21 protein-coding genes and 2 pseudogenes are annotated in these 17977 nt (G+C 67.5%); 5 read left to right on the top strand and 18 right to left on the bottom strand.

Annotated elements, in window-relative coordinates:
- The first annotated feature begins 40 nt into the window (after positions 1 to 40).
- Complete coding sequence (locus BN4251_RS06090) at positions 41 to 451, top strand: VOC family protein (RefSeq protein WP_087484223.1); 411 nt, start codon at positions 41 to 43, stop codon at positions 449 to 451.
- A gap of 65 nt (positions 452 to 516) precedes the next feature.
- Here BN4251_RS06090 and BN4251_RS06085 read toward each other — a convergent pair whose 3' ends face one another.
- The 6 genes from BN4251_RS06085 to BN4251_RS06060 form a co-directional block, all read right to left on the bottom strand.
- The gene (locus BN4251_RS06085) at positions 517 to 1062 is read right to left on the bottom strand and encodes a hypothetical protein (protein ID WP_087484222.1); all 546 of its coding nucleotides are present in this window, start codon (positions 1060 to 1062) and stop codon (positions 517 to 519) included.
- A gap of 9 nt (positions 1063 to 1071) precedes the next feature.
- Positions 1072 to 1518: an SdpI family protein gene (locus BN4251_RS06080; RefSeq protein WP_087484221.1), complete on the bottom strand. Its 447-nt coding sequence runs from the start codon at positions 1516 to 1518 to the stop codon at positions 1072 to 1074.
- Between the two features lie 123 nt (positions 1519 to 1641).
- Complete coding sequence (locus BN4251_RS06075; protein ID WP_140398397.1) at positions 1642 to 2808, bottom strand: hypothetical protein; 1167 nt, start codon at positions 2806 to 2808, stop codon at positions 1642 to 1644.
- An 89-nt stretch (positions 2809 to 2897) separates the two neighbouring features.
- Positions 2898 to 3053, bottom strand: coding sequence for a DUF4259 domain-containing protein (locus BN4251_RS06070; protein ID WP_087484219.1), 156 nt, complete (start codon positions 3051 to 3053; stop codon positions 2898 to 2900).
- Between the two features lie 265 nt (positions 3054 to 3318).
- The gene (locus BN4251_RS06065; protein WP_281255307.1) at positions 3319 to 4782 is read right to left on the bottom strand and encodes a BCCT family transporter; all 1464 of its coding nucleotides are present in this window, start codon (positions 4780 to 4782) and stop codon (positions 3319 to 3321) included.
- 257 nt (positions 4783 to 5039) lie between these two features.
- Entirely contained in the window at positions 5040 to 6419 is a 1380-nt protein-coding gene (locus tag BN4251_RS06060) for an MFS transporter (RefSeq protein ID WP_245810222.1), read from the bottom strand.
- A 1193-nt stretch (positions 6420 to 7612) separates the two neighbouring features.
- Here BN4251_RS06060 and BN4251_RS06050 point away from each other — a divergent pair.
- Positions 7613 to 7972, top strand: coding sequence for a hypothetical protein (locus BN4251_RS06050; protein ID WP_087484216.1), 360 nt, complete (start codon positions 7613 to 7615; stop codon positions 7970 to 7972).
- A gap of 43 nt (positions 7973 to 8015) precedes the next feature.
- Here BN4251_RS06050 and BN4251_RS06045 read toward each other — a convergent pair whose 3' ends face one another.
- From BN4251_RS06045 to BN4251_RS06005, 8 genes and pseudogenes are all read right to left on the bottom strand, one after another.
- Entirely contained in the window at positions 8016 to 8414 is a 399-nt protein-coding gene (locus BN4251_RS06045; RefSeq protein ID WP_087484215.1) for a hypothetical protein, read from the bottom strand.
- A 100-nt stretch (positions 8415 to 8514) separates the two neighbouring features.
- Positions 8515 to 8784, bottom strand: a complete 270-nt coding sequence (locus BN4251_RS06040; protein ID WP_087484214.1) for a hypothetical protein — start codon at positions 8782 to 8784, stop codon at positions 8515 to 8517.
- 156 nt (positions 8785 to 8940) lie between these two features.
- Positions 8941 to 9765, bottom strand: coding sequence for an alpha/beta fold hydrolase (locus tag BN4251_RS06035; RefSeq protein WP_087484213.1), 825 nt, complete (start codon positions 9763 to 9765; stop codon positions 8941 to 8943).
- Positions 9762 to 10064, bottom strand: coding sequence for a HigA family addiction module antitoxin (locus BN4251_RS06030; protein ID WP_087484212.1), 303 nt, complete (start codon positions 10062 to 10064; stop codon positions 9762 to 9764). The genes BN4251_RS06035 and BN4251_RS06030 overlap by 4 nt, the downstream gene beginning before the upstream one ends.
- The gene (locus BN4251_RS06025; protein WP_087484211.1) at positions 10051 to 10332 is read right to left on the bottom strand and encodes a type II toxin-antitoxin system RelE/ParE family toxin; all 282 of its coding nucleotides are present in this window, start codon (positions 10330 to 10332) and stop codon (positions 10051 to 10053) included. Before BN4251_RS06025 ends, BN4251_RS06030 begins: the two co-directional genes overlap by 14 nt.
- A 52-nt stretch (positions 10333 to 10384) precedes the next feature.
- On the bottom strand, positions 10385 to 11692 hold the full coding sequence (locus BN4251_RS06020) for an ISL3 family transposase (protein WP_087484210.1): 1308 nt from the start codon (positions 11690 to 11692) through the stop codon (positions 10385 to 10387).
- Positions 11693 to 12178: 486 nt separating this feature from the next.
- A complete protein-coding gene (locus BN4251_RS06010; protein WP_087484208.1) occupies positions 12179 to 13018 on the bottom strand; it encodes a class I SAM-dependent methyltransferase in 840 nt (279 codons plus the stop codon).
- Positions 13019 to 13215: 197 nt separating this feature from the next.
- Positions 13216 to 13671: pseudogene (locus BN4251_RS06005) on the bottom strand (ISL3 family transposase); the annotation flags it as partial.
- Between the two features lie 102 nt (positions 13672 to 13773).
- On the opposite strand from BN4251_RS06005, the gene BN4251_RS06000 reads away from it, so the two are divergent.
- Positions 13774 to 14361, top strand: a complete 588-nt coding sequence (locus BN4251_RS06000; protein WP_087484207.1) for a hypothetical protein — start codon at positions 13774 to 13776, stop codon at positions 14359 to 14361.
- The gene (locus BN4251_RS05995) at positions 14358 to 14930 is read left to right on the top strand and encodes a TetR/AcrR family transcriptional regulator (RefSeq protein ID WP_087484206.1); all 573 of its coding nucleotides are present in this window, start codon (positions 14358 to 14360) and stop codon (positions 14928 to 14930) included. Before BN4251_RS06000 ends, BN4251_RS05995 begins: the two co-directional genes overlap by 4 nt.
- A 29-nt stretch (positions 14931 to 14959) precedes the next feature.
- Here BN4251_RS05995 and BN4251_RS05990 read toward each other — a convergent pair.
- The 4 genes and pseudogenes from BN4251_RS05990 to BN4251_RS05975 all read right to left on the bottom strand — a co-directional run.
- Positions 14960 to 15289 (bottom strand): annotated as a pseudogene (locus tag BN4251_RS05990) (TetR/AcrR family transcriptional regulator C-terminal domain-containing protein); the annotation flags it as partial.
- A gap of 349 nt (positions 15290 to 15638) precedes the next feature.
- Positions 15639 to 16187 carry a GNAT family N-acetyltransferase gene (locus tag BN4251_RS05985; RefSeq protein ID WP_245810220.1) on the bottom strand — a complete coding sequence of 183 codons (549 nt, stop codon included), beginning with the start codon at positions 16185 to 16187 and terminating at the stop codon, positions 15639 to 15641.
- 107 nt (positions 16188 to 16294) lie between these two features.
- Positions 16295 to 16720 carry a type II toxin-antitoxin system VapC family toxin gene (locus tag BN4251_RS05980; RefSeq protein ID WP_087484203.1) on the bottom strand — a complete coding sequence of 142 codons (426 nt, stop codon included), beginning with the start codon at positions 16718 to 16720 and terminating at the stop codon, positions 16295 to 16297.
- Entirely contained in the window at positions 16717 to 16950 is a 234-nt protein-coding gene (locus tag BN4251_RS05975; RefSeq protein WP_087484202.1) for a FitA-like ribbon-helix-helix domain-containing protein, read from the bottom strand. Before BN4251_RS05975 ends, BN4251_RS05980 begins: the two co-directional genes overlap by 4 nt.
- A 317-nt stretch (positions 16951 to 17267) precedes the next feature.
- Between BN4251_RS05975 and BN4251_RS05970 the strand changes: the two genes are divergently transcribed.
- A complete protein-coding gene (locus BN4251_RS05970) occupies positions 17268 to 17957 on the top strand; it encodes an ArsR/SmtB family transcription factor (protein ID WP_087484201.1) in 690 nt (229 codons plus the stop codon).
- The last annotated feature ends 20 nt before the right edge of the window (positions 17958 to 17977 follow it).

Raw genomic sequence — 17977 nt, 5'->3', positions numbered from 1 at the left:
CCGATCCCGTGGGCCACATCGACGACAGGAGAAGAAGGCCATGCAGCTCTCAGCCACCCGCATCATCACCGACGACGTCGACGCACTCGTCGCGTTCTACGAGTCGGCCACCGGCATCACCGCCGACCGGCTCCACCCGATGTTCGCCGAGCTCCGCACACCCTCTGGCACGCTGGCCATCGCCAGCTCCGCCACGGTGCCGCTTCTCGGGGACGACGCCGCCGAAGCTCGCGCCAATCGCAGCATCACCCTGGACTTCCTCGTCGACGACGTCGAGGCGACCTACAAGGATCTTCAGGACGTCGTCGACGTGTTCGTCAACGCGCCGACCGACATGCCCTGGGGAAACCGCTCGCTGCTTGTCCGGGATCCGGACGGCAACCTCCTCAACTTCTTCACGCCGAACAGCGAGGCCGCCCAGCGTCGGTCCGCGGAGACGACGCGCGCCTAGTTCGGGACACCGTCAGCGCAGCTCGAGCGAGTGGGCCGCACGCGGAGTCGTGCTCGATCGCACTGTCACACCTTCTGCAGGTGGCGGGAGAGCCCCGTCTCGGCGGTCTCCATCGATGCGAAGGTCAGCGGACCGCCGAGATAGCTCGTCACCCAGCGGCCTCGCGCGTGGACGCTCGCCTGCCCGCGCGAAGCCGCGGGCGTCCGGGTCTCGGAATCCGTCGCCGCGGCGGGCGGGACTTCGGCCACCGCGACGGTCAGGGCGCCGCGCGGGAGCGCATCGGGGCCCGGGTCGCTGAAGACAGTCAGCTGCAGCAGGTAGCGGACCCTGTCGTGCTCGACGCGACGGAAGACGTGCTCCGCGCGCGCGAACACGAAATCACCGAACGGCATGAGAGGCCCCAGACCGCGGAGCCGCTCGACGTCGGATTCCGGGAAGGCCGCCGAGTAGGCGTACCCGTGCTCGCGCGCCCAGTCCGGGAACTCGGCGGCCTGCCGGGCCTGCAGCGCGAGCTGACGACGGAGTCCGCGGCGCATCGTGCTATACACGATCGCGAGACCGGCGATGACGGCCGCGACGATGATCCCGAGGACTGCCCATACCCACGTCATCGGTCCAGCCTATCGATCCAGGTCGAGCCAGGCCCGCTGCGTCGAGTCGCTCGCCGGCTGCTCCCGCAGGACCCGCTTTGCGGCGAGACGCCCGGCGATCCCTGCGGCGATGCAACATGCGATCGTCCAGAACAGGGCGATGCACAGCGTGGCGACGACGATCGGGACGGCCGCGCCCGGCCCCTGGGCGATCATCGAGACGATCATGACCGCGCCTCCGGCGAACAGGCCGGACGAGGCCGCGAACAGCCAGGGAGCGTGCGCGCGATGCGCGGCCTCCCACGTCGCCTCCGACGTCCAGAGGAGACTGCGCAGATCCTGCCGATCCGCCGTGGCGACGTTCCGATCCGGCTTTCCGTGCAGGGCGATCACAGCGAACACCAGGATCATCGCCGCCAGCAGCAGGACCGTGACGGTGATCAGGGCGCTGCCCGTCGGGCCGATCGCGCTGTCCATGCTCCAACAGTACGGAGCAGGAGACATCGCGCACGGCGAGACGCTGGAGAGTTCAGCGGTCGTTCATCTGTCGTGGGTCGTGCGGGATCGAGCGGCGCGGATGTCCTGTGGCCCCGGGGGCGATCAGTCCGGTGTCGTGGGCCAGTCCGCCGCCGACGGCTCGACGCTGGATGACGTCGCCGACAATGCGCGGCGGGCGCGTTGCTCGGCCTGCCAGGTGTCGTCGGTGATCGCGGCGCTGAACTCGCCACGGTAGTCGCGGCCGGCCTCACCTCCGCGCCGGGACAGGTCGCGCGAGTAGTACGGCGATCCCCTTCGGCCAGCAGGCCTCCTCTGCATCCGCTTCGCGAGCTCCGCGAGGTACGAGCGCCCACCGATGCGGTACCCCTCACGCTCCTCCCCGTTCAGCTCTATCAACGCAGAATCGTCAGCAACGCCGAGGGAGTAGCGCGCGTCGAAGTAGAGGGCATCGCCCTGCCGGACCAGGAACCAGCATCCTGGCTCATGGTCGACGTACTGCATCGCTGCCTGAGCCATTGCGATGCGTTCGGCCGATCCCCACTGCTCCACCGGCGGGATCGGCTCCATCGGTCTGAGCATCGCGTCGTCGCGAACGTGGTAGCCGAACGTCGCTGGCCCGTCGCGGTACAGCGTGAGACAGATGACGCGCCTGCACGTTCGGCACCTCAGCTGACTCTCGGCCCGAGCCACCAGGCCGGACGCATGGATCGCAGTCAGGTCGCCGAGCGTCACCCAGTGAGCATCTTCCGCGATCGCCTGGGACGACACGGCGGCCTCGAGCTGGCCGATGGTGGCGTCGACGTCGACCCCACGCTCACCGCGCACCAGCAGGTCGCTGCATGTCGGGCACTCATCCCCGTCGAGCATTGCGAGACCAGGCGCCTTTCCCGTGACGACGATTCTCGCCAGGTTCCCCGGCTCCTTCCACCCACCGCTGCCGTCTCGCCGGATGAAGCGGAAACAGGCATACCCGTGTCCCACGGCGACGTACGGGGAGGAGAAGCCGGCGAATCGAACGGGGAGCTCGAGCGCCGCCTTGAGCTCATCCAGAGTCGCAGCATTCGTGGCCCCCGCGATCCACTGACCGAGGTCGACCACGCCAGGACAGCCGGCGGTGGGCTCCACGTGAAGGATCGCGCCGACCACCGCTCCGTCGTACAGCACGATCTCCCCGCCCGAGGAGAACCGTAGCTTCCGCACCCGGTTCACAGGCTCCCCCAGGCAGTGCTCGGCGACCGAGGCAGGTTCGCCGCCGAAGGCCTCGACCAACCGCTGCACCTCCTCGTCCGCCTCGGCGCCGGAGAGGGCGTCGACGAGGACGGGCAGGAAGCTGCGGGTCTCCCATCGCTGCGCGACTGTCACGGCTGGTCCGACCGCCACGGGCAGGCTCCCCTCTCGTCGATGCGGTGCGGCGAGACTCCGATCGAGACAGCGAGATCGTCGTCGTGACGAATGCTGGCGATCAGATCAGCGGCGCCTTCGTCGTCGAACGGCCCCACGCCCCATGCACCCATACGTCCTTCTTAGCAGAGATCCGGGTTCACCTCACTTCATCCCTGTCAGGACTCCCGGTAACGCCGGAGCTCACACGTTGAAGCGGAACTCCCCCACGTCGCCTCACGGAGAACCATCTGCCGTCACTCACGTCCTCGAACCTCGGCAGCACGTCGAGACCCTCAGCGGTCGCCGTGCAGAGGCCGAGGATTGCGCCGCGGTGGCTGCCAACGCCTGGCTCGTCGAGCCGGACTCCCCCGACCCACTTCGTCTGGACCGAACCGCTCAGCCAGAACTCTTCCTCACGGCCCCCGCGCGGTCCCGCCACAGCATGGGGACGAGCGAGAGGCAGAGGCCGACGAGGATGACCGTGAAAGGCGCGGCAGCGATGACTGCCGCGTCGCGAAGACTGTCCGAGCCCCCGCTGAGGAGCAGGACGGCTGCGAAGGCCGCCGCGAACGACCACATCATCCGCACCGGACGCGGCGGCTTCAAGCTGCCGCCCGTCGTCGCGCTGCCGAGCATGAACGACGCCGAGTCTGCGGAGGTGATGAACAGCAGAGCCAGCATCGGCACGAGAATCACGAGCGCGAGCCCGGTCAGCGGCAGGGTGTCGAACACAGCGAAGGTGGCAACGGATTCGGCCTCAGCGGCCACGCCGGACACTGACACGGCGCCACTGAGCTCGCGCCCGAGCGATGTCCCGCCGAAGACCGAGAACCACACGACGCTCACAAGGCTCGGCACGAGCACGACAGCGACGACGACACTGCGAATCGTGCGACCGCGAGATATTCGCGCGATGAACGCCCCCACGAACGGCGCCCACCCGATCCACCACGCCCAGAAGAAGGGGATCCACTCCCCCGTCCACGCATCGCCTGTCGCACCCTCGCTCGCGAGGCTCATCGGCACGAAGGCGCGCACGTAGTCCGCCACGCCCGTGCCGAGCGTGGACAGGATCGACGCCGTGGGGCCGGTGACGAACGCGTACGCGAGGAGCAGGCCGCAGACGGCGACGTTCGCGAGGCTGAGAATACGGATCCCACGCCCCAGCCCGGTCATCGCCGAGATCGTCGCGAACGTCATCAGGGCCACGATGATCGTGATCTTCACACCGTACGAGTCAGCAATGCCGAACTGGTCGGCGAGGCCGGCATTGAGCTCACCGGTGCCGAGCCCGAGTGAGGTGGCGACGCCGAACAGGATCGCGAGCACTGCGAGCGTGTCGATGACGTTCCCCAGCCATCCGTCGACGAGGCGCCCGAGCAGCGGGCGCAGCGCGGCGCTCACGAGCATGCCGCTGCCCCGGTTGAAGGCTGCGTAGCCGATCGCGATCGCGACGACGGCGAAGATTCCCCACGCGTGCGGTCCCCAGAACAGGTACGAATACCGCATTCCGGCGCGGGCAGCTTCCTCAGACCCGGGATCAGTCGCGCCGTACGGCGGTGCGGCGAGATGGATGAGGGGCTCGGCCTCACCCCAGAACAGGAAGCTGAGCCCGACCCCGGCACTCATGAGCATCGCGACCCAGGAGATGGCGCCGAACTCCGGCTTCGCGTCGGGGCCGCCAAGCCGCTTTCGCCCGACCGGCACCAGCGCGAGCACGACGACGAACACGAGCAGCTGCGAGACAGTCACCGGATAGACGGGGCCGAGGGTCCCGACCACGGCCTCGCGGATCGCTGCGAGGGAGTCTATGAGCACGGCCGGGAAGACCAGGCCGAACGTGACGAACGCGATCGACAGTCCTAGTGAAGGGGACTGATGCGCGATCAGGTGTCAACATGACCTGACCTACGGCCTGGTTTCCAGTGTGACCTGCCCACGGATGCTCGCCTCGCCGGCCACCGCGACCCAGACGTCCGCACACCCCTACAGACCGGCCGGATGACCGACGATGATCGTGTGAAGAGTGGGCACGTGGTCTCCAGATCGTCGTCGGCGACGCAAAGGCTCGTGGCTGCCGCGCCGCAGCCATGGGCGCGGCGCGGCAACCTGTCCTGCTACGCGACCTCCGGCTTTCCGGCAGTGGCGGACGGCGAACGGGAGATGATCCCTGCACCGACCATCAGCCCGATCACAGCGAGAACCCCAGCGACCACGAACGGGTCTCCGCCGTGCAACGCCGGGGCGAACCCGAGACCGACGTACACGGCCACACCGGCCGCGCCCCCGAGCTGGTCCGCGGCACGCTGGACTCCTGAGGCGATCCCGGCGTCCTCCTCGGTGGTGCCGCTGACCGCGATGTACTGCAGCCCCACGATCCCGAAGCCCATGCCCGCGGCGATCAGCAGCATCGCCGGGAGCAACCACGCCGCGCCGCCACCCTGGAGAGCCACGAGTGCGACCACTGCCATGGCGCCCGCTGCGGCTGCGAGCCCGACCAGCACGCATGCACGTGCGCCCCAGCGTCCCAGCAGTCGGGGCACGAGCACCGAGGCCAGGATCAGCGCCGCGGCCAGCGGCAGCATCGTCAGGCCCGCCCCCAACGGCCCGATCCCGAGCCTGTCCTGCAGGTAGAAGGTGAAGAGCAGGAACGACGTCGACAACGCGCCGCTGAGCAGCATCGTCGTCAGGTTCGCCCGGACCCGGGCCCGGTCCGCGAAGAAGGCCAACGGGACCAGCGGGTTCGGCGACTTCGATTCCACACGCACGAACCACGCGCCGGCCAGCACCGCGCCGGCCAATGCGGCGACGCTCACCCACGGATCAGTGCCCGGTTCGCCGGCCTCGATCGCGGCGAAGACGAACAGCAGCGGGCACGCCGCCAGCAGGAGCGCCCCCGGCAGGTCCAGACGTACCGGCTCACGGGTCGCGGGCCGGTCCGCCGGAATCAGCACGAGCGCCGCCACGATCACGATCACGATGAACGGCACCGAGATCAGGAAGATCCAACGCCACCCCAGATGAGCGGTGATGATCCCTGAGAGGGCGAACCCCAGCACCAGGCCGCAGCTGGCGACCGCGGCCCACACGCTGAGGGCGCGCGATCGCTCCGGCCCCTCGGGGAACAACAGCACGATGGTCGCCATCGCCGCGGGCAGCGCAACAGCTTCGCCTGCGCCTTGGAGCAGGCGAGCGGTGACCAGGACGGGGTACGACGGGGCCAGGCCCGCCAGCAGGGATGCGGCCCCAAAAAGTGTGGTGCCGATCAGGAGCGTGCGGCGGCGGCGGCCGAGAAGGTCGCCGAGCCTGCCGCCGAGCATCAGCAACGCGCCGCCGGTGATCGTGTAGCCGACCACGACCCAGGTCAGCGAGTGACCCTCGACGCCGAAGTCCGAGCCGATCGAGGGCAGGGCGATGTTGACCACGGTCACATCGACGGCGATGAAGAACTGCAGCATGGACATCGCGCACAGCACGAGCCATCCGCGAACAGGCACGGGACTGAGCCTGCGGGAAGAAGAGGAAATGAAGGAAAGCACCTATTGCTCCGTCGCTCTGAGGAGTTTCGAGCAGCACGAAGGGCCGCTCCGGATGGGTCACGAAGCGACTGGACGTTCTCGGTGGTGAGTGGTGTGAGGAGGACGTCCCGCCGCTAGCGGGACGTCCTGGTCACTGCCGCGCAGGCGGCGGAGCACGAAGAGGCTGACATACGACTGACCCTAACAGCGGAGACGTCATCCCCCACTCTCATTTTTCCGGCATAGGCGAGGTCCGCGACCGTCATCGCAGGGACACCGCCTCCGCAGTGCTGCCCGCTCTCGATGCGCTCAGCGCTTCGGGCCCTCCGGAGAAGCGGTCACCGAGCGTCGTCCTCGGGAGGGGGATGCAGCCGCTCACCCCGTGGCACTTTCGACGCAGGGCGCATCTAGATCGTCCGCACGGATCCAAGAGTCACTGTTCCTGCGCGCAGGACGCATGATGCGTCCTCTGGCCTGGGATTCAGACGGTGAACCGGAGCACCGCCACGTCCCCGCGCGCAGGGCCGTTGCCCACGAGGTCGTGCGCAACACCTTCCCACGCCCCGCCTCCTTCGAGGCCGATGCCCGCCGCCCCCAGGTCCGAGGCGAGGTCGGCCGGTGCCTGGGCTGTCCAGACGTCCCGGACGCAGACGTCGCACACGGGACCACCTCGATCGTGGGGATCAGGTGCATCTCGCTCTGGAGGGAGTTCGCGATGCAGCAGCGCTCATGGGCCTGGTGACCCAAGGTCTCGACCGCATCCGGTTCCGCCCGGCGCACATGGATGACTGGCATGAACTCGCAGACACGACCACGAGCTGCTCCGGGTTGGTGAGGTGCACTTCGCCTCGGGATGCCGCCTCAGCACTCATCGTCAGGTTCTCCGATCGAGCGAGCGAGGCCGTGTGCTCGCGGGAGAAGGACCGGTATCCACCGCCAGTGCTGCCGGACCAGGTGATCGTCGTGGCGTTCTCGTGCTCAGCCATGTCACGTCGGCTGGTGCGGAACACTTCGGCCTGCATCGAGGTGTTCCGCTCCGGGCCGGGCGGTCGAGCCACCGCCGATCACGACGATCGACGGGGCGCCGACAGGTATGCTCGGGTCACACGTCGAACCGCAGCTCCACCGATGCACGGTCGACGACCTGAGTGACGAGATGAGAGCTTCCAGACATGGCACGGAAGAAGACTGCCGAGGAGAAGGCCGATGAGCAGCGTCGGTACGCTCGTGCTCGCGCGGCAGTGGAAGAAGCGGATTTCGAGCCGTTCTTCTCCGATCCCCATCAGGGAATCCGGGATGCCGCCGCAGGGAACCCGTCGGCAACAGCCTTCGTGCTCGACAAGTTTGCCTCCGACCGGTTCTGGGGCGTCCAGGTCACGGTGGTGCAGCATCGGAACGTCTCCCGCGAGACGCTCCTTCGCCTGGTCGCGGACGGTCCGAAGAATCGTGGCGTCGTCTATACGGAGGCGAGGAAGCGGCTCGAGACCGACGGCGTGCTGTTCGGCGACGACGGCTTCGCCATCTCCGTCTGACCAGCATCACCACACAGCTCCGACGAGCCCGCCTGGGTCATCATCACGAGCGATTCCCGGAGCAGTCGGAACGCTCTGGAGCCTCCGTCGTGGCCCGGAGATGCCATTGGGCAGTGGTAGCGACGCTGTCGAAGACTGCCGTCGCCGCGATCAGCGCGACGCCCAGCCGGGATGGCCGTCGTGACAGCGCCACGAGACAGATTCCGACCCAGCCGACGTTGAGGGCCGCCGAGAGAGCGAGGTCACTGTCGCGGCAGCGCACCGCGCCGGCCAGCAGCGTCGCGCTCGTGGCCCCCAGCGCGGCCCCTACGATCGGGCGGGACGCCAGCGAGCGGTCGATGGATGAGGCGAGGAGATCACTGCCCAGCACGGCCGATGCGGCGACTGCGCACCCCACGCCGTCCGCAACGAGCACGCTCCTGGCGTGGACCAGACGATTCATGTCTCCTCGCTCCCCGTGACCGCACTGCGGTTCGAGCACACATTGACGGGGAATACCACCACACGCCTGCACGGATGGCTATCTGCCTGAGCCCTCGAGGTCAGGTCGACGCACACACCGACGTGCATATCCCGGCGACGACGAACGCGGATCGGCGATCGTAGTCTTCGCGAGGCGGCCTGCCGCCGTGCTTGAGAACCAGGGCATTGTCTCGGGCGAGTGTCTGGAAGTCTGCGGCCGTGACGTCGTGCACCAGGACGCCTGCGAAATGCCCTTGCGCGACCAGGCTGTCGTGGAATGCAGTCCCGACATCGCACAGGGCGAGCAGAGGTTCGGAGTCGCTGTACTCCTGCAGCAGGACATCGTTCACGGGTGGCAATCGATACTGCAGGTCCCGGAGCGCACCGATGTACCTCTGGATCCGCTCCCGGACCTCGACGACGGATCGCGATCGTTCAATCGAGTGGCGACCTCAGCGGTTTAGTTCGAGAAGCGGAACTCCACCGCGTCGCCGTAGCTAACAACCTCAGCGGACAACGGTCCGCGAGTCGCTGGCCTGATCGCGAGATAACCAGCGGCGAAGCACGTCGATCCACTCGTCGAAGGCGTCGAGGTGCGCATCATGGCTGCCGCCAGAGAGATCGACTCTGACCGTCTCGGGCCTGCGCCGGATCAGCTCGTCCTTGTCGGCATCGCTGAACATCCCGTGCTTGGCGAAAATCGCGAGCGTCGGAACCTGCAGAGCTTCCCACTCGTCCCAGCGCGGTTCATGCACAGCCTCGATCGTGCGTTGCATGACCGCAGCGTCGAAACGCGGGACGAGCCCATCATCCGTCGACTGGAGATCCGCTACCCAGGCATCAACGATCGCGTCATCACCGAGGAACTCGCGGGCAGCGGCCTCGTCCCGGAACGGAACCGGCCAGGACGCGAAGTACGCGCCGAGACCAGCAGCCTCGCGCGGATCGTCACTCCCCGACACATGACCTTCGAGCATCACGAGCCCCTCGACCAGGTCTGGGCGCGCTGCTGCTGCGAGAAAAGCAGTGTGGGCTCCCATCGACTGGCCGACGAGCGTCGCTCGACTCCCTGGGGCGAGCTCCTCGATCGCCGCCACGACGTCGCCGACGAAGGCGTCGCGGGATAGATCATCGGGAAGCCGCGTGCTCGCACCGTGCCCTCGCTGGTCCACGAGCAGGACCCGATGGTCCTGCAACGCTCGCGCCGTGCGCAGCAACTCCCGCGAGCTCCCGGCAAGCCCGTGCAGCAGCACGACGACAGGGCCGTCGCCGCCGAGGTCGGTGACCGCGATGCAGACGCCTCCGGGGCGTTGCACGACGCAGCTGGTCACGCGACCTGTAGCGGCGCGATCGCCGCGATCTGCTCACCTGCTGCGTCCTCGGCGCGGTCGAGCTCATAGTGGCTCTGCAGGTTGATCCAGAACTCGGCCGACGTGCCGAAGTACCTCGCGAGCCGCAGCGCCGTGTCTGCGGTGATCCCCCGCTTGCCGTGCACGATCTCGTTGATCCGCCGGGGCGGGACGCCGATCGACACGGCGAGCTTGTTCTGTGTGATGCCGAAGCCCTCGATGAAGTCCTCCATGAGGACCTCACCCGGGTGGATCGGCTCGATCTTGTCAGTGGTAGTCAACGATCTGCACCTCCTCTGGTCCAGCGTCGGTCCACACGAAGCAGATCCGCCACTGGTCGTTGATCCTGATGCTGTGCTGCCCGGCACGGTCGCCCTTGAGAGCTTCGAGGCGGTTGCCGGGTGGGACACGGAGGTCCTCGATGGACTCCGCGGACCCCACCTGACGAAGCTTGCGCAATGCGACTCGATGGATCCTCGGATCAATCGACCTCACGCGTTCACGACGCCACAGCCGTTCAGTCTCCTTGTCGCCGAACGATCTGATCACGGAACCAGCATATAACGGCGAGCGTCATTAACGCTAGACGTTAAACGGCTCTTCACAGATGACGGTGTAGTTCGGTTCTGAATCCTCCGGTGTCCAGTAGGGCGCGGATGACGTAGTGGGCAAGGTTGCGGAAGCCCAGCGCGGTGCCGCGGAGGTGCTCGAGTCGGCCGTTGATCGCCTCGGTCGGGCCGTTGCTGGTGCTGGGGTGGTCGAAGTAGGCCAGCACATCGAGGGCTCGGCGTTTCAGTGTCCGGCCGAGGGTGATGAGTTCTTTGAGCTGCTTGGGCACCCCGTCGGTGAGGTCGTCGATCACTGCCTGCAGTTCTCGCTTCCCGGCAGCGCGGTCGGGATGGCGGTAGGCGGCGACGATCCGCTGATAGACGCCCCAGGTCGCCTCGACCTCGACGTGCTCATCACTGGCGAACACGGCCTTCAGGCGGGTGATCTGCTTGTCGGTGAGCAGGTCAGCGCCGGTGTGCAGCACGCGGCGGATCCCGTAGAGCGGGTCCCCGGACCGGCCACGATGGCCGAGGGTGGCCTGTTGGACGCGTTGGCGGCACTGATCGATCTTCTCGCCGGCCAGGGCGACGACGTGGAAGGGATCCATCACCGCTGTCGCCTCGGGCAGCTCCTCGGCGGTCGCGGTCTTGAAGCCGGAGAACCCGTCCGTTGCGACGACCTCGACTCCGTCGCGGAACTCGGCGGTCTGGCCCTCGAGCCAGGCCTTGAACACCTTCTTCGAGCGCCCCGGGACCATGTCCAGCAGTCTGGAGGAGCCGGTGCCGTCGCGGATCGGGGTCAGGTCGATGATGACGGTGACGTACTTGCTGCCCCGGCGGGTATGGGACCACACGTGCTCGTCCACGCCGATGACGCGGACCCCGTCGAGGCGGGTGGGATCGTTGATCAGCAGCTGTTGGCCGGTGGCCAGGATCGCATCGTTGGCGGTGTTCCAGGCGACTGCGAGCCCGGCGGCGATCCGGGCGACGGACAAGCGATCGATGACCACGCCCTTGAGCGCCCACAGCGCTGCATGCCGGGAAAGGACCGCGCGAGGTTCGGCGGCGGCCGAGGTGTCCTGCCGCCACACGCTGCGACAGTCCAGGCACCGGTAGCGGCGCACTCTGACCTGCAGCGTCGTGGGACGCCAGCCCAGCGGGACGTGGGCGAGGCGACGGACGACGGTTCCTCGGGAGACGCCCTGCTGACCGCACTGGTGGCACCAGTTGTCCGGGTCGAGCACGCGGCATTCGAGGATCGAGCGGTCGGCGCCGATCGACTGTTTGGTCGCGGTCAGGCCCAGCCGATCGAGCTGGCTGAAGGTATCGAGATCGGGCGCGGTGAAGGTAGCGTTGGGCACGTCGAGGTCTTCCAGATGGCGAGCGTAGGAACTTCCATCATCGGGAGACCTCGACGTCTATCCCGACACCGCCGCGCCGCCAGCTCCTACACCCTCATCTGTGAAGAGCCGGATTACCTCGCCAGTTCGTACTGGTTGTTGTCCGAACTCGCTATACAGGATTGCGGAGCCGTCTCGGACGACAATCACTTTCACGCAGTCGTACGAGAGAAGGCCTACGGCATTTTGTATCGTGCGTGTGCGTGCACGTATCACTCGATGCTCACGCGGCGCCAACAGACTCATCGGGCATCGTCGACTAGTGCCCTCGCCGAGAGATCGTGCAAAGGTGTGTCTGCTCCGTTTCTTGTCATATCGACCAAGAGGGTCGACTGTGAGGCCGGAGTGCTTTCACTCATGAGTGCCAGGCGTAGCGGACCTCGACAGCAGGGTGTCTCGCGGGCCAGATTGAGAACTCCGCTGCTGTCGAGGCCGCACAGGAAGCGCTTAGCGCATGACCTGAACCAGTCGGACGAGCTTCATCGGCTGCAGATGCTCTTGGTTGGCAAAGAACCCTTCAGGCACGCTCGAGGATTCATCGACATCCTCTTGAAGCTGCCAATCGTGTTCTGCCAACCATTTGCCCATCTCCTCCGGTGTCGATGAGCACTGCCAAGGCTCACCCTGATGGCCTGCCATCGCCGCTACGGCCTTAGCGTACTCGGCTCCTGGTTGGTCGCGGAATTCCGGGGCGAGGTGGTAGTCGAAGATGAGCCTGGAGCCTGCCGCGAGCTCTGACAGGTCCCCGAGGAAGGTGCGGCAGTCGGCAGGGTGGAGGTACATACTCACGCCAAGCCAAACGACTAAAACCGGACGATGAAGATCCACGCCGGCCCTTCCTAGGAGTCTTACGTCGAAGCCTTCGGCGAGGTCAGCTGCGATGTGGCGTGTTGTGTCTGGCAGTCCAGCACGATCGAAGAGCTGGGTACGCCAGGCGAGCACTCCAGGGCGGTCGATGAGCCACACCTTGGCGTCAAGCGCCGATGGTAGGCGGAAAGCAGTAGTATCCAAACCTGCACCGATGACAACCACCTGGTCGACGCGAGTTTCAGACAATGAGGCGTCAGCGTAGCGAGAGCGTGCGCAGGCCGACAGACGCGCTGCAGCGAGGACGCCCACCTCGGGTTGTGCCAGCTGGAAGTCGAGCGGCGACGGGGTCACCAACTTGCACAGTTGGGCGGCAGGTTCATCGCGCAGCAGATGCGGTTGCTGGTCCACGATGGGGTGCGCTGCGCGAGCGGCGGCGGAGAAGAGGGCGGTTTGGCTTGGAGTAATTTCTTCTGTCATCTCAACTAATTACCCGGTATTCAACTACGCTTCCAGGAGGCACGCCGGTCACGCTCAACAAGAGCGCCAAAACAGGCTCATTGAGCAGGTTGGCGCCCTCATGTCAAAAGGTCTGCGTGCCATGTCCGTCACAGCCGATAGTCAGTCGTCGCACGGTCAACACTGGCGTGGTGGCGTTAAAGCAAGCACGCCCGTAACTTGTCGACCGAGACCGCGGCGCGAGGCAGGTAGGTCCGCAGCGCCTTGAACGCGGCCGAGGGATCGATCGCGACGATCTCGATCCGCTCCCGCCACACCTCGGCACGCTGGGCGAGCCAGTCCCCGACGGCCCTGGAGTCCCGGCCGTCGACGATGCCCAGGACCTGTCCGGTGGCCAGGTCGACCAGCGTCGTCATCCACGGCTCGAACCTTCTCCAAGCGCCCTCGTCGGCGCGGAACCAGCGCACTGACCGGTAGCGGTGCTCATCGACCCCCAGACGCCTGACCCGCCTCTCGTCGACCTCAGGCAGGACCCTTGCGGCGGCGCTGAGGGCGGCCTGGACCAGCCACCACGAGACGCCGTGGGCCCGGGCCACCTCGGACGCTGCTCGGCCGGAGCTGATCACGGCCGAGACGACCTGGTCCCGTAGCCGGGTCGTCGAGCGTGCGTACCGGGAAGAGCCCATTTACACCCATCCGGCCCGGATGCCTCACAGTTGACGCACTCTCCGGTACACCCGTACAGTACCGCCCATACACTCGTATTGGAGATCGTCATGGCTCGCCTCATCGAACTCGTGGGACTGCTCGCACCAGTCGCGGGCATCGCACTCCTGCTCGTCCACCGTCGCCGCTCGCGGGCAGCCTTCGCCTGGGGGATGCTCGGCTGCCTGCTGGGCCTGATCGCTTCGGGCATCGGTCTCGGCCAGCTGCGTTGGAGCCTCCTCGCCGCCGTTCGGGCGGACTCCGGCACCGCCGGGGTCATGGACTCTCTGGAGACCTGGACGCTGCTCCGCTTCGGCCTGATGCTGCTGGCCGGCGCGATCCTGGTGATCGCCTCCCTGGTGGACCGTCGGGGACGACGGCCGACCGGCTGGATCATCGGCGGAGCGGCGGTGATGGCGGCCGGGATCGGTCTGCAGCTGGTCGGGGTCGAGCTGGGAGCGGAACACGAGCGGCTGGTCCGGATCCTGCTGGTCCTGCGCGAGATCGTCCAGGCCGGCCTGCTCGGCGCCGGCTTCCTGGTGCTCTGCGCGGCCGCCGTGTCGCATCGTCCGGGGGCAGGCGGCCGCCGAGAGCCCACCGACCAGCTGCGCAGTGCGGGCGCCGCCGCCTGGCGGTTCTATCGGGAGTCCCGGCGATGACCGCGCACGCCGCGAGCTCTCCTCGGTCGGCGCTGGTCGCGACCATGATCGCCGTGGTCGCCGAGCAGGGGTTCGAAGGGTTGACGGTGCGGGCGGTCGCTGCCCGGGCGGGCGTCTCCCCCGGGTCGGTGCAGCATCATTTCCCGTCGAAGTCCGCGATGCTCGACGCGGCACTGGACGCGATCGCCCAGGCCGCCGCCGCGCGCGGCGGCGAGCTCGAGGCGATCGCGGATCCCTCCCAGCGCCTGCACGCCCTGGTCGACCTGCTGGTACCCGACGGCGCCGATCACGCCGCCACCCGGGTCTGGCTCGCAGTCGCCGCCCGGGCCGGCATCGACCCCTCCACCCAGGAGAGCTACCGACGGCTCTGGGCGAGCTTGCGGGACCAGGTGCGATTGCTGATCGCCGCCGCGAGCGGTCGCCTCGAGGGCGCCCAGGAGGTGAGCGCGGAGCTGATCGCGCTGGTCGACGGCCTGGCACTGTCAGTCGTGGCCGAAGGACAGGAGCCCGAGGCCGCCCGTCGGCTCGTCCATCGCCGCGTCGACGCCCTGATCGCGCCGACGAGCTGAGCGCGCACCCGGGCCGCGTGCTGCGCGGGTCACTCCGTCCCGTCGGCCGCCGGGATCGATCCGATCAGCCGGTCCACGGTGCCGCGGAAGGCGGCGTCCATGTCGACGTGGGCGGCGGTCAGCATGCCCTGCACGGCTCGCGCCAGGTGCGGCAGCTCGGGATCCTCGGCGATCCTGCGCAGGTGATCGACCCGGGCGGCGGCGTCAGCCGGGTCGCGGGCGGGCGGTCCGGGCCGCTCGTTAATGGCGAAGGTGGCCACGGAGGAGGTGAAGTGGGCGATGAACTCCATCGTCTCGCCCAGATCCAGAGAGGTCGGTTCCAGCACCGCCAGGAGCGTGTCCATGTAGATCTGGGTGCACGGCCCCCCAGGTCGCCTCGGTCAGCAGCCCCAGCGCCCACGGGTGACGGCGGTGGACCGGTCGAGCCCGCCCGGCGATCAGATGCAGGTCCGCGCTCCAGGAATCAGCAGTCGACACTTCAACTCCAATTGTTCGACGAGCGGAGTCCACATCCAGCCTCCGACTCCACCACCGTGAAGCAAAAGAACTGTGGATTGTCCGGCGCCGCCCATTTCGACATGCAGCCCTGACCCCTCACTCGTCACGGAAGAACTCTATCGACGTTCGAGACCTCACCGATCAGCGCGTCGCACGTTGAAGCGGAACTCCACCGGGTTCCCGCGCGGAGAACCATCTCGCGTCCCACTGCTACCCGTCGACGATCGGGACGGGGTCGAAGGATGGCGAAGGATCGGAGCTGAGCCTCCCGTAGGTGTCCACGTCGATCCGCTGCCCGCCCACGAGGAACTTCGCCCGCTCGGTTCCCTCTTTCACGAACCCAGCGCTCCTCTCCACCGCTCCGGATACGGGGTTGTTCACCCGATGACCGAGCTCCAGGCGCTCCAGCCCACGTGTGGTCAGGGCCCACTGCGCGATGGTGGACGCAGCCGCCGAGGCCCATCCGCGTCCGCGGGCGGTATCCGTCATCCAGTACCAGAACCAGCCGCTGCGGTTCTCGTCGTCGACGCTCACGCACACCAGGCCGACCGGTGCATCGTCCGCGACGATCACCCAGGCTTCGTGCGGCGAGTCCGGCTCCGTCAACCTGCTCACATAATGCTTCGCCTCGGTGAGCGTCGATACGTCGCCCTGGCGTGCCATATCGGGGTTGGACCTGAAGGCGGAGAGAACGGCGGGAGCATCAGCACGACGAAGTCGGCGCAATGCCGGGGACGCAGCACTCAAGCGACGCTCCACGGAGTGATCGCGGCGACCCGCTCTCCCGCGAGATTCTCGCCGTAGAAGCTCATCCGGATCAGCCTCCGTGAGCCCCTTGTGAGCCAGGGCCCGGATCGAATGATGCCTCACTCGTCGACCGCCCATGGATTGACCAGCTCGACGCCGGTGTGCGCGAAGTCCTTCAGGTTGCGCGTCGCACAGGCGGCTCCGTGCGCCAGACAGATCGCGGCGATCTGCGCATCGGCGGTGCTGATCGGGGCACCTGCGGCCCACCGTGCCGCGAGCACGTCAGCATAGCTGTCGGCCGCCGCGTCATCGAACGGCAGCACAGCACGACTGCCCCGGTACGGGGCGAGCGCTATGTCGATGCGCCCGGTCAGCTCATCCCTGCGCCGACCGTCCGGCAGCCGTCGCACACCAGCCAACAGCTCCGCGAGCGTGACGGACGTGATCGCGACATCACCCGCCAGAGAGGCGAGCCAGTCCACCACGCGCGGTTCCGGCGACGGCCGGAAGATCTCCGAGATGACGTTCGTGTCGACAACGATCACTCGAAGTCCACCGCCTGCGCGACGTCATTGCGGACCGGGATCGGCAGATCGTCGATACCGCCGACGTCCCGCGCCGCGGCCAGCAGAGCGATTCCGATGTGCGGCCTCCGGGCAGCCTTGGTGAGGATCGCGCGAACCTCGGCCTCCATGGACCGGCCGTGCTCCTTCGCCTGCGCGGCGAGCTGCTGTTTCACGGCGTCGTCCAGACCGCGAACGATGATGGTTGACATCAGCGACCACCTCCTCTGCTATCAATGATGATAGCGCCGCGCACGCAACCTCGCCAGAAGGGAGGACTCCCAGCACGACTCCGCCCCGACCGCCTCATCACTAAGCGGCCGGGGCGATGTCCGGATCAAGGATCGACAGCGCCGGTCACGCGTTGAACCGGAACTCCACCGAGTTCCGTCACCGAACAACCTCTGCCTGGAGGTTCAGTGCGCCCTGATGGAACACCATCAACGGCTCCCCTGCCCACGCATTCCCTCACCCTGCCGCTCGATGGTTCGGGAATCCTCGAACCATCGGGCGCGTATCGTCGGTTTCCATGAACGGTGCCAGCAGCCCACGCCTCGCCGAGATCGCGTCGGTTCTCGCGAACGAGGCGCGCGCCACGATGATGCTGGAACTGCTCGACGGGCGGGCGTGGACCGCGACCGAGCTCGCGAAGGCGGCTGGCGTCTCCCGCCCGTCGACGACGGAGCACCTGCACCGCCTCGTGCAGATGGGCCTGCTCGGCGAAACGCATCAGGGCAGACACCGCTACGTTCGCATCGAGGATCCCGCCATCGCAGAAGCGATCGAATCCCTCGCCGCACTGTCCGGGCGCGTCCGCCCCGCCAAGCCGTCACTCCGCGCGCAGAACGTGGACCGCGCGCTTCGAGAGGCCCGCACCTGCTACCGCCATCTCGCCGGCCGTCTGGGCGTCGCCCTGAGCGGCGGCATGCGACGGCTCGGGTACGTGGATGCACAGTGGAACCTGACCGGAAGCGGCCGCGAGTGGCTGACTTCGCTCGGCATAGAACTGCCGTCATCCACGCGACGGCCTTTGCTGCGCCCCTGCCTCGACTGGACCGAGCGACGCGACCATCTCGCCGGCGTGGCGGCCGAACAGATGCTGGTCGCCTTCCAGGACAGACACTGGATCGACCGGTCCACGACATCGCGCGCCGTGCATCTCACGGCGGCCGGTCATGACGCGCTCTCCGCAGTTCTCGCCGACGCCGACGCGGCGTGAGGCTCGCTCAGAGACGTGAG

Origin of the sequence: Brachybacterium massiliense, from assembly GCF_900184245.1 — a bacterium.
In the GTDB taxonomy this organism is placed as follows: Bacteria; Actinomycetota; Actinomycetes; order Actinomycetales; family Dermabacteraceae; genus Brachybacterium; species Brachybacterium massiliense.
Note: the sequence above shows the minus strand (reverse complement) of the source record. Positions and strands in the feature narration are given on the sequence as shown.